Raw genomic sequence first — 18,746 nt, 5'->3', positions numbered from 1 at the left:
GTGCCAGGGGCCACCCGTCCAGCCGCACCGCATCGGCGTCCCGCCGGCAAAGCATCGGCGGGCGGGTCGCACGCGCACGATCCGAGGCCGGTCCCGGGTCAAGCGGGCGTTCACAGGTGCGTCACCCGTCGGGAGTATGCCCGGACAAGTCACCCGAGTGGGCCCCAAGGTGCGGCAAATCCTCTGGTTTCCGGCCACGGATCGCCTGATTTCCCAGCTCATGCACCGAGTTTCGGCCACAGGCGAGCCCTGAACGCGGGCTTCCGTACGCGTCGGCGCGTCGCCGGGCGGCTCCGGAGAGTAGTTGTGGCCCGCCGATGCACGCAGCAGCACTCACGAAGGGTTATGGTGGAAACCCCCCCTCGGGCCGGTCCGTCTCCCCCCCCACGGACCGGCCCGTTTTTCTTGGCCGGCGGGGCGGCTCGAACCATCGGCCGGAACCGTTCGTTCCGCCCCCGGTTGGCGGCCCACGGCCGTGGCGAGGGTAGGCTTCGCCCTCCGGGGACTGCCATACGGGCAGGGACCGCCCGCGGCCACGACCGGCCGCACATCGCGGCCTGTCCGATCCGTACGGAGGGGCTGACAATCACGTGAACCTGCGCGACAAGCTGCGCGGCCTGCTGGTCAGGCTGTACGCACGCCGGGTGGAAGGTCACCTGGACCACGCTCAGGTGCCCAAGCACATCGGCGTCATCATGGACGGCAACCGGCGCTGGGCGAAGGCCGCCGGTTCCAGCACCGTCGACGGCCACCGGGCCGGGGCCGGGAAGATCGAGGAGTTCCTCGGCTGGTGCAGTGAGACCGACGTCGAGGTCGTCACCCTCTGGCTCCTGTCCACGGACAACTTCGACCGCCCGCAGGAAGAGCTCGTCCCCCTGCTCGGCATCATCGAGGACGTCGTGCGCACCCTGGCCGCCGACGGCCGCTGGCGCGTGCACCACGTCGGCACGCCCGACCTGCTGCCCTCGGGGCTGCAGACCATCCTCAAAGAGGCCGAGGAGACCACCGCGCACGTCGACGGGATACTGGTCAACGTCGCCATCGGCTACGGCGGCCGCCAGGAGATCGCCGACGCGGTGCGGTCGATGCTGCTCGACGCCCAGGAGAAGGGCACCTCGATGGAGTCGCTCGCCGAGGCCGTCGACATCGACATGATCGGGCGTCACCTCTACACGAGCGACCAGCCCGACCCCGACATCGTGATCCGCACCAGCGGTGAGCAGCGGCTGTCCGGATTCATGCTCTGGCAGACCGCGCACTCGGAGTACTACTTCTGTGACGTGTTCTGGCCGGCGTTCCGCAAGGTGGACTTCCTGCGGGCCATGCGCGACTACGCCGCCCGCCACCGGCGCTACGGCGGCTGACGTACCCCCGGACGGTCACCCGGACGCAGGACGTCCCACGTCAGAACACCTCCCGATACCCCCTTGGCGACGCTTGTAACGCCGAGTTCACCGGCTCGCCGTCATATGCCGTTGCATGGCGACGCTCGTTCGAGGGCATAACCCAGACAGGTCGACGCCCGAACCACGGGTGTCGGATCTCAGCGGACGGCACGGGGCCGTCCGCCCGGGAGGCCCTTTGCACCAGCCCGATCGTGCGGTCACAGCACGGACGAAGAGGCGGAGGGCCGGTTCTCGGCCCGCGCAGGGCGGCCGACGACCGGTCCAGCTCCATACCGTCGCTCCCCGACCTCATCCGAGGGGGTACGTCCTTCCGTGGTGACCAGCACAAAGCGCCACAAGCCCGACCGGCGCACCTATGTTCTCGACACCAGCGTCCTGCTGGCCGACCCGAACGCCCTGAACCGCTTCGACGAGCACGAGGTCGTGCTCCCCATCGTCGTGGTCACGGAGCTGGAGGCGAAGCGGCACCATCCCGAACTCGGCTACTTCGCCCGGCAGGCCCTCCGCCTGCTCGACGAGTTCCGGGTCCGGCACGGTCGCCTCGACACCCCCATCCCGATCGGGGATCTCGGCGGGACCGTCCGTGTCGAGCTCAACCACTCGGACCCCAGCGTGCTGCCCAGCGGCTACCGCCTGGGGGACAACGACTCCCGCATCCTCGCGGTCGCCCGCAATCTGCAGGCCGAGGGGTTCGACGTCACCGTCGTGTCGAAGGACCTCCCGCTCAGGATCAAGGCGTCCTCCGTCGGACTCCTCGCCGAGGAGTACCGCGCGGAACTCGCCATCACGGACTCCTCCGGCTGGACCGGAATGTCCGAACTGACCCTGCCCGGCGAGCAGGTGGACATCCTCTTCGAGGAAGGCCACGTGTACGTACCCGAGGCCGCCGACCTCCCCGTGCACACGGGCCTGATGATCCAGTCGGAGCGCGGCAAGGCGCTCGGGCGGGTCACGCCCGAGGGCAACATCCGCGTCGTGCGCGGGGATCGTGAGGCGTTCGGCATCAAGGGCCGCAGTGCCGAGCAGCGGATCGCGCTCGACCTGCTGCTCGACCCGGACGTCGGGATCGTGTCGATGGGCGGCCGGGCCGGCACCGGCAAGTCGGCACTGGCGCTGTGCGCCGGTCTGGAGGCGGTGCTGGAGCGCCGTCAGCACCAGAAGGTGATGGTCTTCCGTCCGCTGTACGCGGTGGGCGGGCAGGAGCTGGGCTATCTGCCGGGCTCCGAGGCCGAGAAGATGAGCCCCTGGGCACAGGCCGTCTTCGACACGCTGTCGGCGGTCACGTCCCGTGAGGTCATCGAGGAGGTCACCGCGCGCGGGATGCTGGAGGTCCTGCCGCTCACCCACATCCGGGGCCGCTCGCTGCACGACGCGTTCGTGATCGTGGACGAGGCCCAGTCGCTGGAAAGGAACGTACTTCTTACCGTTCTGTCCAGGATCGGGGCCAATTCACGGGTGGTTCTCACCCACGACGTGGCCCAGCGGGACAACCTCAGGGTCGGCCGGTACGACGGTGTCGTCGCCGTCGTCGAGAAGCTGAAGGGGCATCCGCTCTTCGCGCATGTGACCCTGACACGGTCCGAGAGGTCCCAGATCGCCGCCCTTGTGACCGAAATGCTCGAAGACGGGCAGATCTGACCCACCGCGGTAAGTAGTAGCGGTTATGCGATAGTTGGCGCCGTCCGGAAAAGGCGAAGAGCCTAGCCGGGCGGCGCCTTCGCGTGTGGCCGTTCCGTGGAATTACCTGCGCCAAACGGGATGTGAGCTTTCACACGCAACTCGGAATTGCCTTGCCCTGTCGTGTTACGGCAGAGTCTCACTCCTGTCAGGCCCCGCATACGACACACCTGTACCCCTGGGGGTACCGCCCACGCCCTTAAGGCAGTGGGGGAGGTACGGCACCACAAAAGCAACAGCACCAACTGCATAGCGATGTCGTATGCCGCCCGAGCGATACGCGGCGCTCCCCTCGGGGGAGTTGCCCACCGGGCCAGCGCCTCCCGTGACCCCGCAGTTGGGGAGGCCAGTGCCAGGGGCACGATTGCGTCCGCGAGGGTCACCGAAGCGGGCGATGCTGGAAGGAAACCGTGTGAGCCGGATCTCGGTCCGGGGATTCGCAGTGGCTTCGGCCACGGCGGTCACCGCTGTCGGAAGCGTCGTCGGCGTTGCCTCGGGCAGCACCGCGCAGAACAACGACGCGGAAGCGACGGCAACCGGCGCCACGCTGCTCGCGGACATCCCCGCGGGCCAGCAGGCCCAGGTGCAGACCGCGTCGCTGACGCAGCAGGCCGACGCACAGGCCATTCAGGCGGACGCGAGCGCGAAGAAGGACGCCGAGGAGGCCGCCCGCAAGGCCGCCGCCGACACGGCCATCGCCAAGCAGGAAGCCGCCAAGAAGGCTGCCGAGGCAGCGGCCAAGGAGCGCGCCCAGGCCAAGGCCGCCGCCAGCCGCTCCAAGGACATCGCCGACTTCCCCGTCGCGAGCTCCTACAGCATCGCCCAGATCCAGGCGATGGCGAGGCAGCTGGTGCCCTCGGGGCAGTTCCAGTGCTTCAGCAACATCGTGGACCACGAGTCCGACTGGAACTACAAGGCCGTCAACCCCTCCTCCGGGGCCTACGGCATGTTCCAGGCGCTGCCCGGTTCCAAGATGTCGTCCGTCGGCGCCGACTGGCGGACCAACCCGGCCACCCAGATCAAGTGGGGCCTCAACTACATGAACGACCGCTACGGCAGCCCCTGTGACGCCTGGTCGTTCTGGCAGGCCAACAGCTGGTACTGAGCCGACCGGCCCCGGCCGATCCTGTCTCTCCCGCGAGCCCCGCACCGTCGTCCGGTGCGGGGCTCGCGCCATGTACGGTCGGACGAACGGCTCCCCGGGGGAGTGGTGCGCCAAGACGGGGGAAAAGGACGGATCATGTCGCGAGTGCCAGGGTGGCTCGGCCGGCTCGGTGCCGGGCTGACCGAGATGAGCGAGCGGTACAACGAACGCCGCGCCGAGGCCGAACGGGAGCAGGAAGAGCCCGAGCCCGGGACGCTCGCCGGGGACCACGTGCCGCCGCCCCCGGACTACGCCCCGGACGTCACCGCCCGCCCCGATCCCGCGCTGGCCGTGCCGTGGGGCGTGCGGGTCGCGGCGGAGGCCGGCTGGCGGCTGCTCGTTCTCGCGGGCACTCTCTGGGTGCTGATGCGCGTCATCAGCGCCGTCCAGCTCGTGGTGCTCTCCTTCGTCATCGCGTTGCTCATCACGGCGATGCTGCAGCCGACGGTGGCGCGGCTGCGGCGCCACGGCGTGCCGCGCGGCCCGGCGACCGCGCTGACGGCCGTCCTCGGCTTCGTCGTCATGGGCCTCATCGGCTGGTTCGTGACCTGGCAGGTCATGGAGAACATCGACGACCTCTCGAACCAGATCCAGGACGGCATCGACGAGTTGCGGAACTGGCTGCTGAACAGCCCCTTCCACGTCACGGACAAGCAGATCAACGAGATCGCCAAGAATCTGCGCGAGGCGGTCGGGGCGAACACCGACCAGATCACCTCGGCGGGTCTGGAGGGCGTGACGGTCGTCGTCGAGGCGCTCACCGGGATCCTGCTGTCGGTCTTCTGCACCCTGTTCCTGCTCTACGACGGCAAGCGGATCTGGGAGTGGACGCTGAAGCTGGTGCCCGCGGCGGCGCGGCCGGGAGTGGCCGGGGCCGGTCCGGCGGCGTGGCGGACGCTGACCGGGTACGTGCGGGGCACGGTGATCGTGGCGCTGATCGACGCGATCTTCATCGGCCTCGGCATCTACTTCCTCGATGTGCCGATGGCCGTGCCGCTGGCCGTGTTCGTCTTCCTGTTCGCGTTCATCCCGCTGGTGGGTGCGGTGGTGTCCGGGGCGCTGGCGGTGGTCGTCGCGCTGGTCACCCAGGGGGTCTTCACGGCCGTCATGACGCTGGTGGTGGTGCTGGCGGTGCAGCAGATCGAGGGGCACATCCTGCAGCCGTTCATCCTGGGGCGCGCCGTCCGCGTCCATCCGCTGGCGGTGGTGCTGTCGGTCGCGGCGGGCGCGATGGTGGCCGGGATCGGTGGTGCGGTGGTCGCGGTGCCGCTGGTGGCGGTGACGAACACGGTCGCCGGGTATCTGCGGTCGTACTCGCAGAAGTCGGCGCTGCGGCACTCGGTGCGGCCGCGCGGGGCCACGGCGGTGAGCGCGGAGCCGACGCCGGCGGCCCCGCCGGAGTAGCCGGAACGCCGACAGGGCCCCGTCCACCGGTCAGGTGGGCGGGGCCCTGTCGGATGAGGCGGGCGGCCGGGGGTTACTCGGCCAGAACCGCCTCGGCGTCCAGCGTGACGCCGACGGCCTGGATCACGGAGGCGATCTTGAACGCCTCCTGGACGACCTCGCGGTCGAGGCCGGCCTTGCGCAGCACCTGCTCGTGGGAGTCGAGGCACATGCCGCAGCCGTTGATGGCGGAGACCGCGAAGGACCACAGCTCGAAGTCGACCTTGTCGACCCCCGGGTTGCCGATGACGTTCATCCGCAGACCCGCGCGCAGGGTGCCGTACTCGTGGTCCGACAGCAGGTGGCGGGTGCGGTAGAAGACGTTGTTCATCGCCATCACCGCGGCGGCGGCCTTGGCCGCCGTGTAGGCCTCCGGCGACAGGTTCGCCTTCGCCTCCGGCTCCAGCTCGCGCAGCACGATCGGGGAGCGCGAGGCGATGGCCGTCGACAGCACGGTGCCCCACAGCTGCTGGGCCGGCAGGTCGGAGTTGCCGATGACCGAGCCCAGGTTGAGCTTCAGGTCCTTGGCGTAGTCCGGTATGGCGGACTTCAGCGCGTCCAGCGACATGTCAGATCACTCCCCGGAGAGCAGCGCGACGGGGTCGAGGGTCTCGTCGCCCTTCGACCAGTTGCAGGGGCAGAGCTCGTCCGTCTGGAGCGCGTCCAGGACCCGGAGGACCTCCTTCGGGTTACGGCCGACCGAGCCCGCGGTCACCATCGAGAACTGGATCTCGTTGTTCTGGTCCACGATGAACACCGCACGCTTGGCGAAGCCGTCCTCGCCCTCGATGCCGAGGTCGCGCATCAGCTCGTGCTTGGAGTCGGCCATCATCGGGAACGGCAGGTCACGCAGGTCGTCGTGGTCCTTGCGCCAGGCGTGGTGGACGAACTCGGAGTCGCCGGAGAAGCCGAGGACCTGCGCGTCGCGGTCCGCGAACTCCTCGTTCAGCTTGCCGAAGGCGGCGATCTCGGTCGGGCACACGAAGGTGAAGTCCTTGGGCCACGCGAAGATGACCTTCCACTGACCCTCGTAGGTCTTGTGGTCGATCTGCTGGAACTCCTTGCCCTTCTCCAGCGAGACGCAGGCGGTCAGGTCGAACTCGGGGAACTTGTCACCGACGGTGAGCACACACACTCCTTGCAGCGAAGAAACTCCCGGATCGCGGGGGTTTCCCATGGGTTGGACTGAGTTGATGTTGGCACAGGCTCGATTGATTACGGAAATAGCTACACTCGGTCGAGTTGATCGGAGGTAGTTATCAGTGACTGTCGGTAACAAGCGCAGGCAGCCCAGCCTCGCCCAGCTCCGTGCCTTCGCGGCGGTCGCCGAGCACCTTCATTTCCGGGACGCGGCCGCGGCGATCGGCATGAGCCAGCCCGCCCTCTCGGGCGCCGTGTCGGCCCTGGAGGAAACACTCGGAGTGACGCTCCTCGAGCGTACGACGCGCAAGGTGCTGCTCTCACCCGAGGGGGAGCGGATCGCCGTACGGGCCAAGGCGGTTCTGGGGGAGGTGGAGGCACTCATGGAGGAGGCCGAGGCGGTCCGGGCGCCCTTCACCGGGGCGCTGCGGCTCGGCGTGATCCCGACGGTCGCGCCCTATCTGCTGCCCACGGTGCTGCGGCTCGTGCACGAGCGGTATCCGCACCTCGACCTTCAGGTGCACGAGGAGCAGACCGCCAGCCTGCTCGACGGCCTGGCCGGCGGGCGGCTCGACCTGCTGCTGCTCGCCGTGCCCCTGGGCGTCCCGGGTGTCAGTGAACTGCCGCTGTTCGACGAGGACTTCGTGCTGGTCACGCCGCTGGACCACGGGCTCGGCGGCCGGGAGGGCATTCCGCGCCAGGCGCTGCGCGAGCTGAACCTGCTGCTGCTGGACGAGGGGCACTGCCTGCGCGACCAGGCCCTCGACATCTGCCGGGAGGCCGGCCGCGACGACGTGCCGGTCACCACGACCGCCGCCGGACTGTCCACGCTGGTGCAGCTCGTCGCGGGCGGACTCGGCGTGACGCTGTTGCCGCGCACCGCCCTGAAGGTGGAGATCTCCCGCAGCAACCAGCTCCTGACCGGGTACTTCGCCGACCCGGCCCCCGCCCGCCGGATCGCACTGGCGATGCGGGCGGGGGCCGCGCGCGGCGCGGAGTACGAGGAACTGGCGGCCGCGTTGCGCCACGCCCTGCGACCGCTGCCGGTACGCGTCCTGGAGCAGGACGCCTGACGACCTGTACGGGCGGCGCGTACCGCGGCTACTCGGTGCGCAGCCCGTCCGGCCGCATCAGCCTCAGCAGCGGTGGCAGGCTCAGCAGCGTCACCACCAGGACGACGCCCGCGCCGATGCCGGTCATCGACAGCACGCTCGGCCAGTCCACCCGGACCGACGTGCTGGTCATCCGCAGCAGCACGGCGCCCAGGGCCACGCCCACCGTCGCGGCGAGCAGCAGACCCAGCCCGATGGGGATCGCCGTCTGCCACAGCACCGACAGGCCGAGGGTGCGGCGCCGGGTGCCGAAGGCGACCAGGGACGACAGCAGCTTGCGGCGTTCGCGCAGCTGCTCCAGCTGCGAGACGAGCAGGCTCGCCCCGATCAGGGCCAGCACGCAGGCGGAGCCGACGGACAGGCCCGTGCGGATGGTGGCGTAGCGCTCGTTGCTCTCGATGCTGTGCCAGGTCATGGGCTGGACCGCGGGGTCCAGCCGCGCGGCCGTGTTGCGCACATGGTCGTAGGCGTCCGGCACCGAGAGGTCCAGGCTCAGGTAGAGCCGCGCCGAGGTGACCGCAGTCAGCTTCCCGGGCAGTGCGCCGGGCGTGACCAGGATGCCGCCGCGTTCGTACCCGGTGGGGTCCTCCCGGGACCGGACCGGGCGGATGTCCTGCGGCACGGTCCAGGAGACCGGCCGCTCGTCCGGGCGGGCCGTCTCGCCGTCCGGTTCGTGCCACAGGAGCGTGCCGGGCTTGGCCAGGTGGTCGCTCTCGCTGTCGTACTCCGAGCCCTTGGCCGCGAAGACGTCCCCGTCGTGGCAGGAGGGGAGCGTGGCCACCTCCCGCAGCGACGCGCAGTCGGCCAGGGTGATCTGGACGAAGGCGTCCTCGCTGCGCCGGTCGTGCAGATACATGTCCGACAGGGTGGTGACCTTGCGCACGCCCTCGGTGTCGCGGTACTTCCCGATGATGGCCGAGGTGTCGGCACCCTCCGGCACGTCCACGCTCATCTGGGCCCGGCTCACGTCGTACTCCGACGCCCTGGTGTAGTTGCCCTCCACCCCGGCGAACAGCATCTGCAACGCGATCGCCCCGGCCACCGCCACCGCGATGCCGTTGACCATCCGGGCCGCCGCACCGCTGCTCAACTGGAGCCTGCGCACCGCCAGTTGCCAGGAGACCCCGCCCGAACCGAGCCGGGCCACGACCGCCTCCACCACCCAGGGCAGCAGTGCCGTGACGCCGACCAGCAGCAGCATCACGCCGCCCACGACGAGGTACTGGTTGAAGTCCCCGCCGTCGTTGCCCTGCCCGACCATCGGGTAGAGCAGCGCGATCCCGCCCAGCGGCAGCAGCAGCCGCCACCACAGCCGGCGCCGCGACGGCTTGGCCGTGCGCACCACGCCGAGGGGCTCGATGACCACGCCGCGCAGGGCGAGGATCGTCACCAGGACCGCGGCCGCCGGCACCGCCAGCGCGACCAGGACGGCCAGCAGGGGAGAGGGGTTCAGATAGCCGGGGAACACGCTGACGTGGAACACCTCGACGGAGGCCGCCAGTTCGCGTCCGAGCAGGAAGAACCCGGTGCCGAGGACGAGACCCAGCACGGATCCGGCGAGTGCCTCGCCGGCGGCGATCCGCCGGGTCATCCGGCTGTCGGAGCCGACCAGGCGCAGCGCGGCCAGCCTGCGGTCGCGCCGCTCGCCGCCGAACCGTACGGCCGCGGCGATGAACACGGCGACCGGCATCAGCAGCACCACGAACACGACCAGGACCAGCAGGAGCAGCACCGGGTCCCAGGGGTCGTCCGACCTCAGGTCGTCGTTGCCGAAGCTGTCGATCCGGGCGCCGCTCGCGGGGCCGTCGAGCAGTTTCATCAGCCCCTTGCCGCCCGCGAAGTAGGCGAGTTCCTGCGCGCCGACCAGCCCCGGCTCGCCGATGGTGCCGGCGATGCGGTAGTCCAGGCGCTCCCGCAGCAGCTTGCCGTCGTCCGAGGTGAGCAGTTCCTTCAGAGCGGGGGAGACGACCATCTCGCCCGCCGCCGGGAACTCCGCGACCCCCGGCGGCAGCGGAGCCCGCGGGCCCTCCGGCTCCAGCAGCCTGCCGCGCACGTCCAGGTCCCGGAACGTGGTGTCCGCGTCCACGACGACCAGCGTGTCGTCGGCCTTCGGTATCTCCTGCTGGCCGAAGGTGTGGTCGCTGCGCGCCTCCTCACGCCGGTCGCGTTCCGCCAGCGCGTTGGGGATGGCCGTGGTGAGCAGCAGCAGCGCCACTCCGAGTCCTACACCGACGGCCGTGAGCAGCGCCCGCGTCCACCCCTCGCGTCCGCCGGAGAAGGCGAACCGGGCCCCCATGGCCAGGTCCCGGCTCCACTGCCCGACGCTCATACGACGCGCTCCATGTCACGGGACTTGCCGTCCCGGACGACGATCTCGCGGTCGGAGTACGCGGCCACCCGGGCCTCGTGCGTCACGAGCACCACGGCCGCGTTGGCGGACCGGGCCGCCTCCGTGAGCAGCTCCATCACGCGCTCGCCGTTGAACGAGTCGAGCGCGCCGGTCGGCTCGTCCGCGAACACCACCCGCGGGTTCGTCACCAGGGAGCGGGCGACGGCGACCCGCTGTCCCTGACCGCCGGACACCTCGCCGGGCCGCTTCTTGCGGAGGCCGTCGACCTCCAGGCGCTCCATCCAGGCCAGCGCGGCCCGCTCGGCCTCCTTGCGGGGGGAGCCGTTCAGCCGCAGCGGCAGGGCGACGTTCTCCACACAGGTGAGTTCCGGCACGAGCTGCCCGAACTGGAACACGAACCCGAACTCCGAGCGCCGCAGCGCACTGCGCTCGGCGTCGCCCATGGCGGTCACCTCGCGCCCGTTGTACATGATCGTGCCCGAGTCGGGCATGACGATCCCGGCGAGGCAGTGCAGCAGGGTCGACTTGCCCGACCCGGACGGGCCCATCACGGCGACGACCTCGCCGGGATGGATGGAGAACTCGGCGCCGTCGAGCGCGGTCGTCGGCCCGTACGCCTTGCGCAGGTCCTGGGCGGTGAGGAGCGAACCGGCGGGAATCGTCATCGGGTCACCGCCTCACGGAGCTTGTCCAGACGTGCCGCGGTCAGCTCCAGCCAGCGCAGGTCCGCCTCCAGGTGGAACAGCGCGTGGTCGCAGATGAGCTGGTCGGCCAGATCGCCCTTGCGCTTGCGGTCGGTGAGGATCCGCATGCTGCGCAGGTGCTCGGAGCGCTGGCTGTCGAGGATGTCACCGGCGTCGCGGTGAGTGAGCAGCGCGAGGACGACCTTGGTGTAGAGGGTCGACTGGAGGTACGGCTCCGGTTTCTCGGGCGTGGCGAGCCACCGCGCGACGTCGGTGATGCCGGCCTCGGTGATCGCGTACCGCTTGCGCTCGGGACCGTCGCCCGCCTCGATGCCGTCGACCTCGACGAGCCCGTTCTTCAGCAGGCGGGACATCGTCGAGTAGACCTGGCCGTAGTGGAGCGGCCGGTCGTGACCGAACTTCTCGTCGAAGGCCCGCTTCAGGTCGTAACCGTGGCGCGGGCCGGACTCCAGGAGCCCCAGGAGAGTGTGACCGATGGACATGGGAAGGACTGTACACGGGGTGTATACGCCGCATGTATACGCGAGGTGTGCAGGTCGTGCCGGGGCGTGCGGGAGTGCAGGTCGAGGGCCGTTGTCACGATTCCGAAACAGCCGCTGCTCCCGCTCCGGCCGGGCCTGCGGCATCCGGCACGCCCGGTCCGAGGATCAGCCGGTCAGGCCGACTGAGGCCCGGGGGGTGAGGCCGGTCAGGGGGGTGCGGGAGTGCGGCCGCTCCAGCAGGCGGGGCTCGGGGTGGGGCCGGGTCAAGCCGGCGGGGGGCCGTCGGTGGAGCCCCCGGGGGGACGCCCGCGCCGGGGCAGTGGTCCGGTGTCCCGCGGCAGGCGTCCCGCCTCCGCCAGTGCCTTGCGCAGCAGGAACTCGATCTGCGCGTTGGCCGACCGCAGCTCGTCCCCGGCCCACCGCGCGAGCGCCTCGTACACCGCAGGGTCCAGCCGCAGCAGCACCTGCTTGCGCTGCTGCTGCGGCCGGCGCCGCGGGCCCTGGCCTTCGGGGGGGACCGTCACTGGTAGAGGGACCCGGTGTTGAGGACCGGCTGCGCGGCCCGGTCGCCGCACAGCACCACCATCAGGTTGGAGACCATCGCCGCCTTCCGCTCGGAGTCCAGCTCCACGATGTCCCGCTCGGTGATCCGGGCGATCGCGGCCTCCACCATGCCCACCGCGCCGTCCACGATCTGCCGCCGCGCCGCGACCACCGCTCCGGCCTGCTGCCGCTGGAGCATCGCCGAGGCGATCTCGGGCGCGTACGCGAGGTGCGTGAAGCGGGACTCGATGATCTGCACTCCGGCCGCCTCCACGCGCGCGTGCAGTTCCACGGCGAGCTTCTCGGTGATCTCCTCGGCGTTGCCGCGCAGCGAGAGGCCGTCCTCCTCGTGCGCGTCGTAGGGGTACTCGATGGCGATGTGCCGCACGGCCGCCTCGGTCTGGGTGGAGACGAACTCGATGTAGTCGTCGACCTCGAAGGTGGCCTGGGCGGTGTCCTCGACGCGCCAGACGACGACCGCGGCGAGCTCGATCGGGTTGCCGTAGGCGTCGTTGACCTTCAGGACGGCGGTCTCGTGGTTGCGGACCCGGGTCGAGATCTTCGTGCGCGAGGTGAAGGGGTTCACCCAGCGCAGGCCGTCCTGCCTGATCGTGCCCCGGTACCGGCCGAAGAGCTGGACGACGCGCGCCTCGCCCGGCGCGACCATGTTCAGCCCGCACATGGCGAGGAACGCGGCGAGCGCGACCAGGATGCCGCCGATGATCAGCGCGGCCCGCGCGCCGTCCGAGCTCACCGCCACGTTGGCGGCGATCAGCCCGGCCCCGGCCAGCAGACCGAGCAGGCCGAGCAGCAGGGCGAGCCCACCGCCGATGCTGGGCGCCGTGAACTCCCGCACACGAGGTGCCGGCATCTCGGGCACATCGGCAGTGACCTGCGGTTCCGGTGTGGACATGGGTGATCCCCCGTTTCCCTCGGGGAGCCACTCCTGCATAGCTCCCATCTAGCTAAGTGATATCACTTTTCCGGCTCATGGCAACCCTGCGGGTGTCTCGAACGTCGGTTCCGATGGGAATGGGTGCTGATTGTCACGTCCGCAAAGGGCCGGATCGGCTGCCCTATCTCTTATCTCCCGGTGTTAGCTTTCTGAGCTGACCTGAGCGGCGAACCTGTGTGACTTGTGAGCACACATGAACGAAGCGGAGCGGATCGGACCCATGGGACGAGCGGAAGAGAGACGCGCCAGACAGCGCGGTGGGCGCCGTGCGGCACCCAAGAGCCACCGTTCGTCGGGCGCGGCCGGGAAGAGCGGCATACGCAGGCTCTTCACCTGGAAGAAGCTCCTCGGCACCTTCCTCGGCCTGTGCCTGCTGGGCATGGGCGCCTTCATCGTGCTGTACATGATGATCGGGATCCCCGAGGGCAACGCCGACGCCAAGCGGCAGAGCAACATCTACAAGTACAGCGACGGCTCGATCATGGCCCGCGACGGCAAGGTCAACCGCGAGAACGTCGATCTGTCCCGGGTCCCCAAGGGCGTGCGGCTGACCTTCGTCGCGGCCGAGAACAAGACCTTCTTCAAGGACTCCGGCGTCGACTTCAAGGGCACCGCCCGAGGCCTGTTCAACACGCTGTCCGGCCGGGGCGCGCAGGGCGGTTCGACGATCACCCAGCAGTACGTCAAGAACTACTACCTGACGCAGGAACAGACCGTCTCCCGCAAGCTGAAGGAGATGGTCATCTCGCTGAAGCTGGACCGGGAGAAGTCCAAGGACTACATCCTCGCCGGCTACATCAACACCAGCTACTACGGCCGCAACGCGTACGGCATCCAGGCCGCCGCCCAGGCCTACTACCGCAAGGACGCCGACGAACTCACGGTCGCGCAGGGCGCCTACCTCGCCGCACTCCTCCAGGCCCCCAGCCAGTACGACTGGGCCGTCGCCTCGAAGGAGGGTAAGAAGCTGGTGAAGGCGCGCTGGAACTACGTCCTGGACAACATGGTCGACGAGGGCTGGCTGAGCGCGTCCGAGCGGGCCGGCATGAAGTTCCCGGCGCCGGAGGAGCCCAAGCCCGCCCCCGGTATGGAGGGGCAGAAGGGCTACCTGGTCAACGCGGCCAACGCGGCGCTGGAGAAGCAGCTCGTCGCCGACGGCACCGCCGACAACACCAAGGAAGCCGAGGCGCTGGTCAACGCCGGCGGCTGGACCCTCACGCTCAACATCGACAAGAAGAAGCAGGCGGCGCTGGAGAAGTCCGTCAAGCAGCAGCTGACCAGCAAGCTCGACCCCGACAAGCGCAAGGTGGACAAAGACGTCCAGGCCGGTGCCGCGTCGGTGAACCCGAAGACCGGCGCCGTGGTCGCGATGTACGGCGGCGAGGACTACTTCAAGCACTACACCAACAACGCCACCCGCGCCGACTACCAGCCCGCCTCCACCTTCAAGCCGGTCATCCTGGCCGCGGCCCTGGAGGAACAGGCGAAGACGCAGGACGGCAAGCCGATCAACGCCAACACGGTCTACGACGGCACGAGCAAGCGCCAGGTCGTGGAGGACGGCACCAAGGTCGGCTTCGCGCCCGAGAACGAGGACGACCGCGACTACGGCCCGATCTCCGTCCAGACGGCCATGAACAAGTCCGTCAACTCGGTCTTCGCGCAGATGGGCGTCGACGTCGGCATGTCCGAGGTGGTGAAGGTCGCCGGCAAGCTCGGCATGGACACCGACAACATGGAGGCCGTGCCCGCGCAGACCCTGGGCAGCATGGGCGCCAGCCCCCTGCAGATGGCCGGTGTCTACGCGACCCTCGACAACCACGGCAGGAAGGTCACCCCGGCCGTCCTGAAGTCGGCGGAGCACCTCAACCAGAGCGTCACCATGCCCGAGCCCGTCGGCGATCAGGTCATCAGCCGGGAGGCCGCCGACTCGGTCACCTCGGTGCTGACCGGCGTGGTCGACGACGGCACCGCCCAGGAGTCCGTGCGCAACAACCCCCTGCGCGACGGCCAGCAGGTCGCGGGCAAGACGGGTACGTCCGACAACAACAAGTCGGCCTGGTTCACCGGCTACACGCCGAAGCTGGTCACCTCGGTGGGCCTGTTCGGCGAGGACGCCAAGACCCACGCCCAGGTGGCGATGTACGAGGCGGCCGGCAAGCCCCGGCTCAACGGCGGTGACTTCCCGGCACGGATCTGGGCGGAGTACACCTTCGGCGTGATGAGCGGCGTCAGCAAGTTCGACCTGGAGACCCAGCAGGGCGCGGCCGTCCAGCCGACCTGGACGCCGACGCCCACGCAGGAGGAGACCCAGGAGCCGACGCAGGAGCCGACGACCGAGGAGCCGTCGTCGTCCCCGCCGCCGACGACGGAGGAGCCGTCGTCCTCCCCGCCGGCCACGCCGTCGACGAACCCGCCCAGCATCACCCCGCCCACGACCCCGCAGACGACCCCGCCGGGCAACAGCGGCGACCCGTTCGACCCGATCAGGCCGGGCGACGGCGGCCAGTAGGAGACGACCGGCCGGCGACGGCCTCAGGACGCCGAAGGGCGCCCGGGTTCACCGGGCGCCCTTCGGCGTGTTCGTCGCGCTCCCGGGGCTCCGTCAGCCGCGGTTCAGCTCGAACCAGACCACCTTGCCCGTGCTGAGCCTGGTCGCGCCCCAGCGCCGGGCCAGCCGGTTCACCAGGTACAGCCCGCGCCCGCCCTCGTCGGTGGCGCGTGCCTGGCGCAGCCGCGGCAGTTGCGGCACGTCGTCGCCGACCTCGCAGCGCAGCACGTCCGTGCGCAGCAGCCGCAGCGTGACCGGCCGGGACGCGTACCGCACGGCGTTCGTCACGACCTCGCTGACGAGCAGCTCGACGGAGTCGCTGAGCTCCTCCAGCCCCCAGCGCTGCAACGCGCGCCGGGCCAGCCGGCGGGCCCGGCCGGGGGCCGCGTCCTCCGGCTCCAGGAACCAGTACGCCACGTCGCTGGGCGCGATCCCGTCGAACCGGGCGGCGAGCAGCGCGATGTCGTCGTCCCGGTCGCCCGGGCCGAGCATGTCGAGCACCTCGTCGCACAGCGCTTCCAGGGGCGGCGGATGGTCCGGCCCGGTGAGCTGCGCGACCGCGGCGAGTTTCTCCCGCAGCTGCTCGATGCCGGTCCACACGTCGCGCAGCCGGGACTCGACCAGGCCGTCGGTGTAGAGCAGCAGCGTCCCGCCGGCGGGCGCGTCCAGCTCCACCGCCTCGAAGTCCACGCCGCCGACCCCGATCGGGGCACCGGCGGGCACGCGCAGCACCTCGGCGCGGCCGCCCAGGTGCAGCAGGACGGGCGGCGGATGACCGGCGTTGGCGATGGTGATGCGGTGCGATACCGGGTCGTACACGGCGTAGAGGCACGTCGCCATGCGGTCCACGCCGAGGCGCTGGGCCTGTTCGTCGAGGTGGTGCAGGACCTCCTGCGGCGGCAGGTCGAGGCCGGCGAGGGTCTGGGCCGTGGTGCGCAGCTGGCCCATGATGGCGGCCGAGGTCATGGAGTGGCCCATGACGTCGCCGACGACCAGCGCGACCCGGCTGCCGGGCAGCGGGATCGCGTCGTACCAGTCGCCGCCCACCCGGGCCGTCTCCGCCGCCGGCAGGTAACGGGAGGCCAGCCGTACGCCCGTGGGGCGGGGCAGCGTCTCGGGTAGCATGGTGCGCTGCAGCTCGTCCGCGATGTAGGCCTCGCGGCCGTACAGCACGGCCTTGTCGATGCCGAGGGCGCTGTGCGTGGCGAGCTGGGCGGCGACCAGGAGGTCGTCCGGGTCGAACGCGATGCGCTCGGGGCGGCGCAGGAACAGGGCGGCGCCGATCACCCGGCGCCGGCCCCGCAGCGGGGCGAGGATCGCACGCTGCCCGTCCGGCACGGCGAACTCGCCGTCCTCCCCGAGCAGTTCCGGCAGCGCGGCGCGGGCCGCGGGGGCGTCGGTGAACACCGGGCGCACACCCCGCAGCACCTCGGCGAGAGCACTGCCGGGCCGCACCTCGCACAGCTCGGCGCCGACCGTGTCCAGTTCGTTCGGCTCGGGCTGCGCGGCCGGAAGGAAGCCGTTCTCGGTGTCCCGCTCCGCCGGTATCCGGTCGGTGCGGCGCAGCCGCAGCACCAGCGGGCCGGTGGGCCGCTCGTCCCCGACGGGAAGCGGATCGCGCAGATAGACCAGGATCGCGTCGGAGAAGGTGGGCACGGTGGCCCGGCACAGCCCCATGACGATCTCGTCGAGGTCGATGCCGCGGGCGATCCGCCGCGTGGCGGCCCCCACGAACCTGAGCCGGTCGCCGTCCCGCCGCATCGGCGTGGGGCGGCCGGGCGGCAGGCTCTGCCCGCTGCGGCGCTCCTGCCCGTCGCCGTCGCTGTTGACCGGCGGCCGGTCCTGTTCGTCGGCCGGCTGGACCGGAATGCCCTCGGGGGCGGGGCGCGGCCGAGGCGTCTCGCGCTCGGCGGTCTGCTCGGCACCCGGCTGGGAGTGCTCGGAGGCGGGGTCGCTCACGGTGTCCTTGCCCTTGCCGAACGGCGTGGAGGTGCCCGGCTCCGACGTGCCCGGCGTGCTGTGTGCCGTCGTGACCGGAACGCTGACGTCGCCGCCGGGGCGGCCCTGTACCGGTAAGGTGCCGGCGCCGGGCGCACGCGCCGGTGCCGGGGTATGCACGAAAGCCCCGCGGGGGTCCGCGGGGTCGACGCCCGACTGGGGGCGTTCGAACGAGGTCGGCTGCTCCGTCACGCGTGTCGAATCCGTCCGTCCGGGGCTGCGCGCCGCGCACGCAGTTGGTCCCGCCGAAACTCCGATACCCGGATTACGTGCCCCAGGAACGGAATTCCCGCGTGGTCAGAGGTTGTTCCTGTGCCACCGGCGGACCGTCTGCGGCCCGCAGGGGCCTTCCGACGGCCTTTGGGGCCTGTGGCGCAGGCCCTGCCGGTGTTGCCCTCGTACCCCTCGCTCACGTCCTGCCGCCCCTCGGTGACGATCGGTCAAGCCCAGCGCGTGCTCAGGTAGTTGCCGCCGCGCGCCCTTGCGGAGGACGATCCTACGTTTCTTGCCCGGGGGCGCAGCAAGGGTCTCATGAGGACACATGCGCAGGCGTACGGTCCCAGTCCTCCGGCAGTGACGGTACAGCCCAGGAGGGATCCGGGCGCCAGTGCTGCCAGCCTTCCGAGAACGGCGGACCCCAGGCGCGGATCACCTCCACCGCGTCCCGTCCCGCCTGCTGTACCTTTTCCGCCAGTTGGTCGTCCATCAGCCCGTCCCGGCGGGCCTGGGCGAACTCGTCCTCGTCCCGCCAGTGCCAACTGCGGTCGGGATGGACGGAGATGTCCAGGAAGTGGTCGACGGAGTCCACCCCGCCGGCCCAACGGGACAGGGGTTCCTCCAGGTTCACGTACCAGTTCTTGAACCGCCAGCCCGGCTCCCAGAACAGCCACACCGACCAGGGCTCGCCGGGCCGGGCCAGCTTCAGCACGCCCGTGCCGAACCACCGGTCGCGCTGCACGGTCCGCGGCTTGGTGTAGCGCGACTCCAGCGGCTCCAGATGGACGGGCGTGCCGTCGGCGAGCACGGGCTTCACGCACTCGGTGCCGGGCGCCAGCCACACGGCGAGCAGGTCCGCGTCGTCCCGGACGACGGTGACGGGACGCGCGATGTGCACCTGCGTGCCGCCGTTCTCCCGGTACCGCCACAGGATCCGGCTTCCGGGCGCCCAGAAGCCTGCCGCACCACCCGTTTCCATGCGTCTCATCGCTCCACCGTCCGCCATGAACAGATATTAGGTGCCG

At 70.5% G+C, this 18,746-nt stretch carries 15 protein-coding genes; 6 read left to right on the top strand and 9 right to left on the bottom strand.

Going from position 1 to position 18,746, the window contains the following annotated elements; all coding sequences use genetic code 11:
• Positions 1-590: 590 nt before the first annotated feature.
• From ACFCXS_RS00770 to ACFCXS_RS00755, 4 genes are all read left to right on the top strand, one after another.
• Positions 591-1,364 carry an isoprenyl transferase gene (locus ACFCXS_RS00770; RefSeq protein WP_376640566.1) on the top strand — a complete coding sequence of 258 codons (774 nt, stop codon included), beginning with the start codon at positions 591-593 and terminating at the stop codon, positions 1,362-1,364.
• Between the two features lie 354 nt (positions 1,365-1,718).
• Positions 1,719-3,044, top strand: coding sequence for a PhoH family protein (locus tag ACFCXS_RS00765; RefSeq protein ID WP_376640565.1), 1,326 nt, complete (start codon positions 1,719-1,721; stop codon positions 3,042-3,044).
• A 433-nt stretch (positions 3,045-3,477) separates the two neighbouring features.
• Positions 3,478-4,188, top strand: a complete 711-nt coding sequence (locus ACFCXS_RS00760; protein WP_376640563.1) for a transglycosylase SLT domain-containing protein — start codon at positions 3,478-3,480, stop codon at positions 4,186-4,188.
• A gap of 135 nt (positions 4,189-4,323) precedes the next feature.
• Positions 4,324-5,631: an AI-2E family transporter gene (locus tag ACFCXS_RS00755; RefSeq protein WP_376640561.1), complete on the top strand. Its 1,308-nt coding sequence runs from the start codon at positions 4,324-4,326 to the stop codon at positions 5,629-5,631.
• 73 nt (positions 5,632-5,704) lie between these two features.
• Here the strand turns inward: ACFCXS_RS00755 and ACFCXS_RS00750 are convergent, their stop codons facing one another.
• Entirely contained in the window at positions 5,705-6,238 is a 534-nt protein-coding gene (locus ACFCXS_RS00750; protein WP_031103031.1) for an alkyl hydroperoxide reductase, read from the bottom strand.
• 6 nt (positions 6,239-6,244) lie between these two features.
• Positions 6,245-6,799 (bottom strand): peroxiredoxin, encoded by a 555-nt coding sequence (locus tag ACFCXS_RS00745; RefSeq protein ID WP_030842656.1) that lies wholly within the window; start codon positions 6,797-6,799, stop codon positions 6,245-6,247.
• Between the two features lie 133 nt (positions 6,800-6,932).
• Here ACFCXS_RS00745 and ACFCXS_RS00740 point away from each other — a divergent pair, with 133 nt between their 5' ends.
• On the top strand, positions 6,933-7,883 hold the full coding sequence (locus ACFCXS_RS00740) for a LysR substrate-binding domain-containing protein (RefSeq protein ID WP_376640558.1): 951 nt from the start codon (positions 6,933-6,935) through the stop codon (positions 7,881-7,883).
• Positions 7,884-7,911: 28 nt separating this feature from the next.
• Here ACFCXS_RS00740 and ACFCXS_RS00735 read toward each other — a convergent pair whose 3' ends face one another.
• From ACFCXS_RS00735 to ACFCXS_RS00715, 5 genes are all read right to left on the bottom strand, one after another.
• Positions 7,912-10,251 (bottom strand): ABC transporter permease, encoded by a 2,340-nt coding sequence (locus ACFCXS_RS00735; protein ID WP_376640556.1) that lies wholly within the window; start codon positions 10,249-10,251, stop codon positions 7,912-7,914.
• Positions 10,248-10,937 carry an ABC transporter ATP-binding protein gene (locus ACFCXS_RS00730; RefSeq protein WP_376640554.1) on the bottom strand — a complete coding sequence of 230 codons (690 nt, stop codon included), beginning with the start codon at positions 10,935-10,937 and terminating at the stop codon, positions 10,248-10,250. Before ACFCXS_RS00730 ends, ACFCXS_RS00735 begins: the two co-directional genes overlap by 4 nt.
• Positions 10,934-11,458 (bottom strand): PadR family transcriptional regulator, encoded by a 525-nt coding sequence (locus ACFCXS_RS00725; protein WP_376640552.1) that lies wholly within the window; start codon positions 11,456-11,458, stop codon positions 10,934-10,936. Before ACFCXS_RS00725 ends, ACFCXS_RS00730 begins: the two co-directional genes overlap by 4 nt.
• Positions 11,459-11,721: 263 nt before the next feature.
• Positions 11,722-11,982 carry a hypothetical protein gene (locus tag ACFCXS_RS00720; protein ID WP_376640550.1) on the bottom strand — a complete coding sequence of 87 codons (261 nt, stop codon included), beginning with the start codon at positions 11,980-11,982 and terminating at the stop codon, positions 11,722-11,724.
• On the bottom strand, positions 11,979-12,914 hold the full coding sequence (locus ACFCXS_RS00715; RefSeq protein ID WP_376640548.1) for an SPFH domain-containing protein: 936 nt from the start codon (positions 12,912-12,914) through the stop codon (positions 11,979-11,981). Before ACFCXS_RS00715 ends, ACFCXS_RS00720 begins: the two co-directional genes overlap by 4 nt.
• 262 nt (positions 12,915-13,176) lie before the next feature.
• Between ACFCXS_RS00715 and ACFCXS_RS00710 the strand changes: the two genes are divergently transcribed.
• A complete protein-coding gene (locus ACFCXS_RS00710; protein WP_376640547.1) occupies positions 13,177-15,468 on the top strand; it encodes a transglycosylase domain-containing protein in 2,292 nt (763 codons plus the stop codon).
• Between the two features lie 93 nt (positions 15,469-15,561).
• Here the strand turns inward: ACFCXS_RS00710 and ACFCXS_RS00705 are convergent, their stop codons facing one another.
• Positions 15,562-17,697 carry a SpoIIE family protein phosphatase gene (locus ACFCXS_RS00705; protein ID WP_376640545.1) on the bottom strand — a complete coding sequence of 712 codons (2,136 nt, stop codon included), beginning with the start codon at positions 17,695-17,697 and terminating at the stop codon, positions 15,562-15,564.
• Between the two features lie 337 nt (positions 17,698-18,034).
• Positions 18,035-18,700: a DUF402 domain-containing protein gene (locus tag ACFCXS_RS00700; RefSeq protein WP_376641486.1), complete on the bottom strand. Its 666-nt coding sequence runs from the start codon at positions 18,698-18,700 to the stop codon at positions 18,035-18,037.
• Between the last annotated feature and the right edge of the window lie 46 nt (positions 18,701-18,746).

The organism is Streptomyces sp. NPDC056373 (genome assembly GCF_042262425.1).
Classification (GTDB): Bacteria; Actinomycetota; Actinomycetes; order Streptomycetales; family Streptomycetaceae; genus Streptomyces.
The sequence above is the reverse complement of the archived record's forward strand: the minus strand, read 5'-3'. Positions and strand labels throughout refer to the sequence as shown.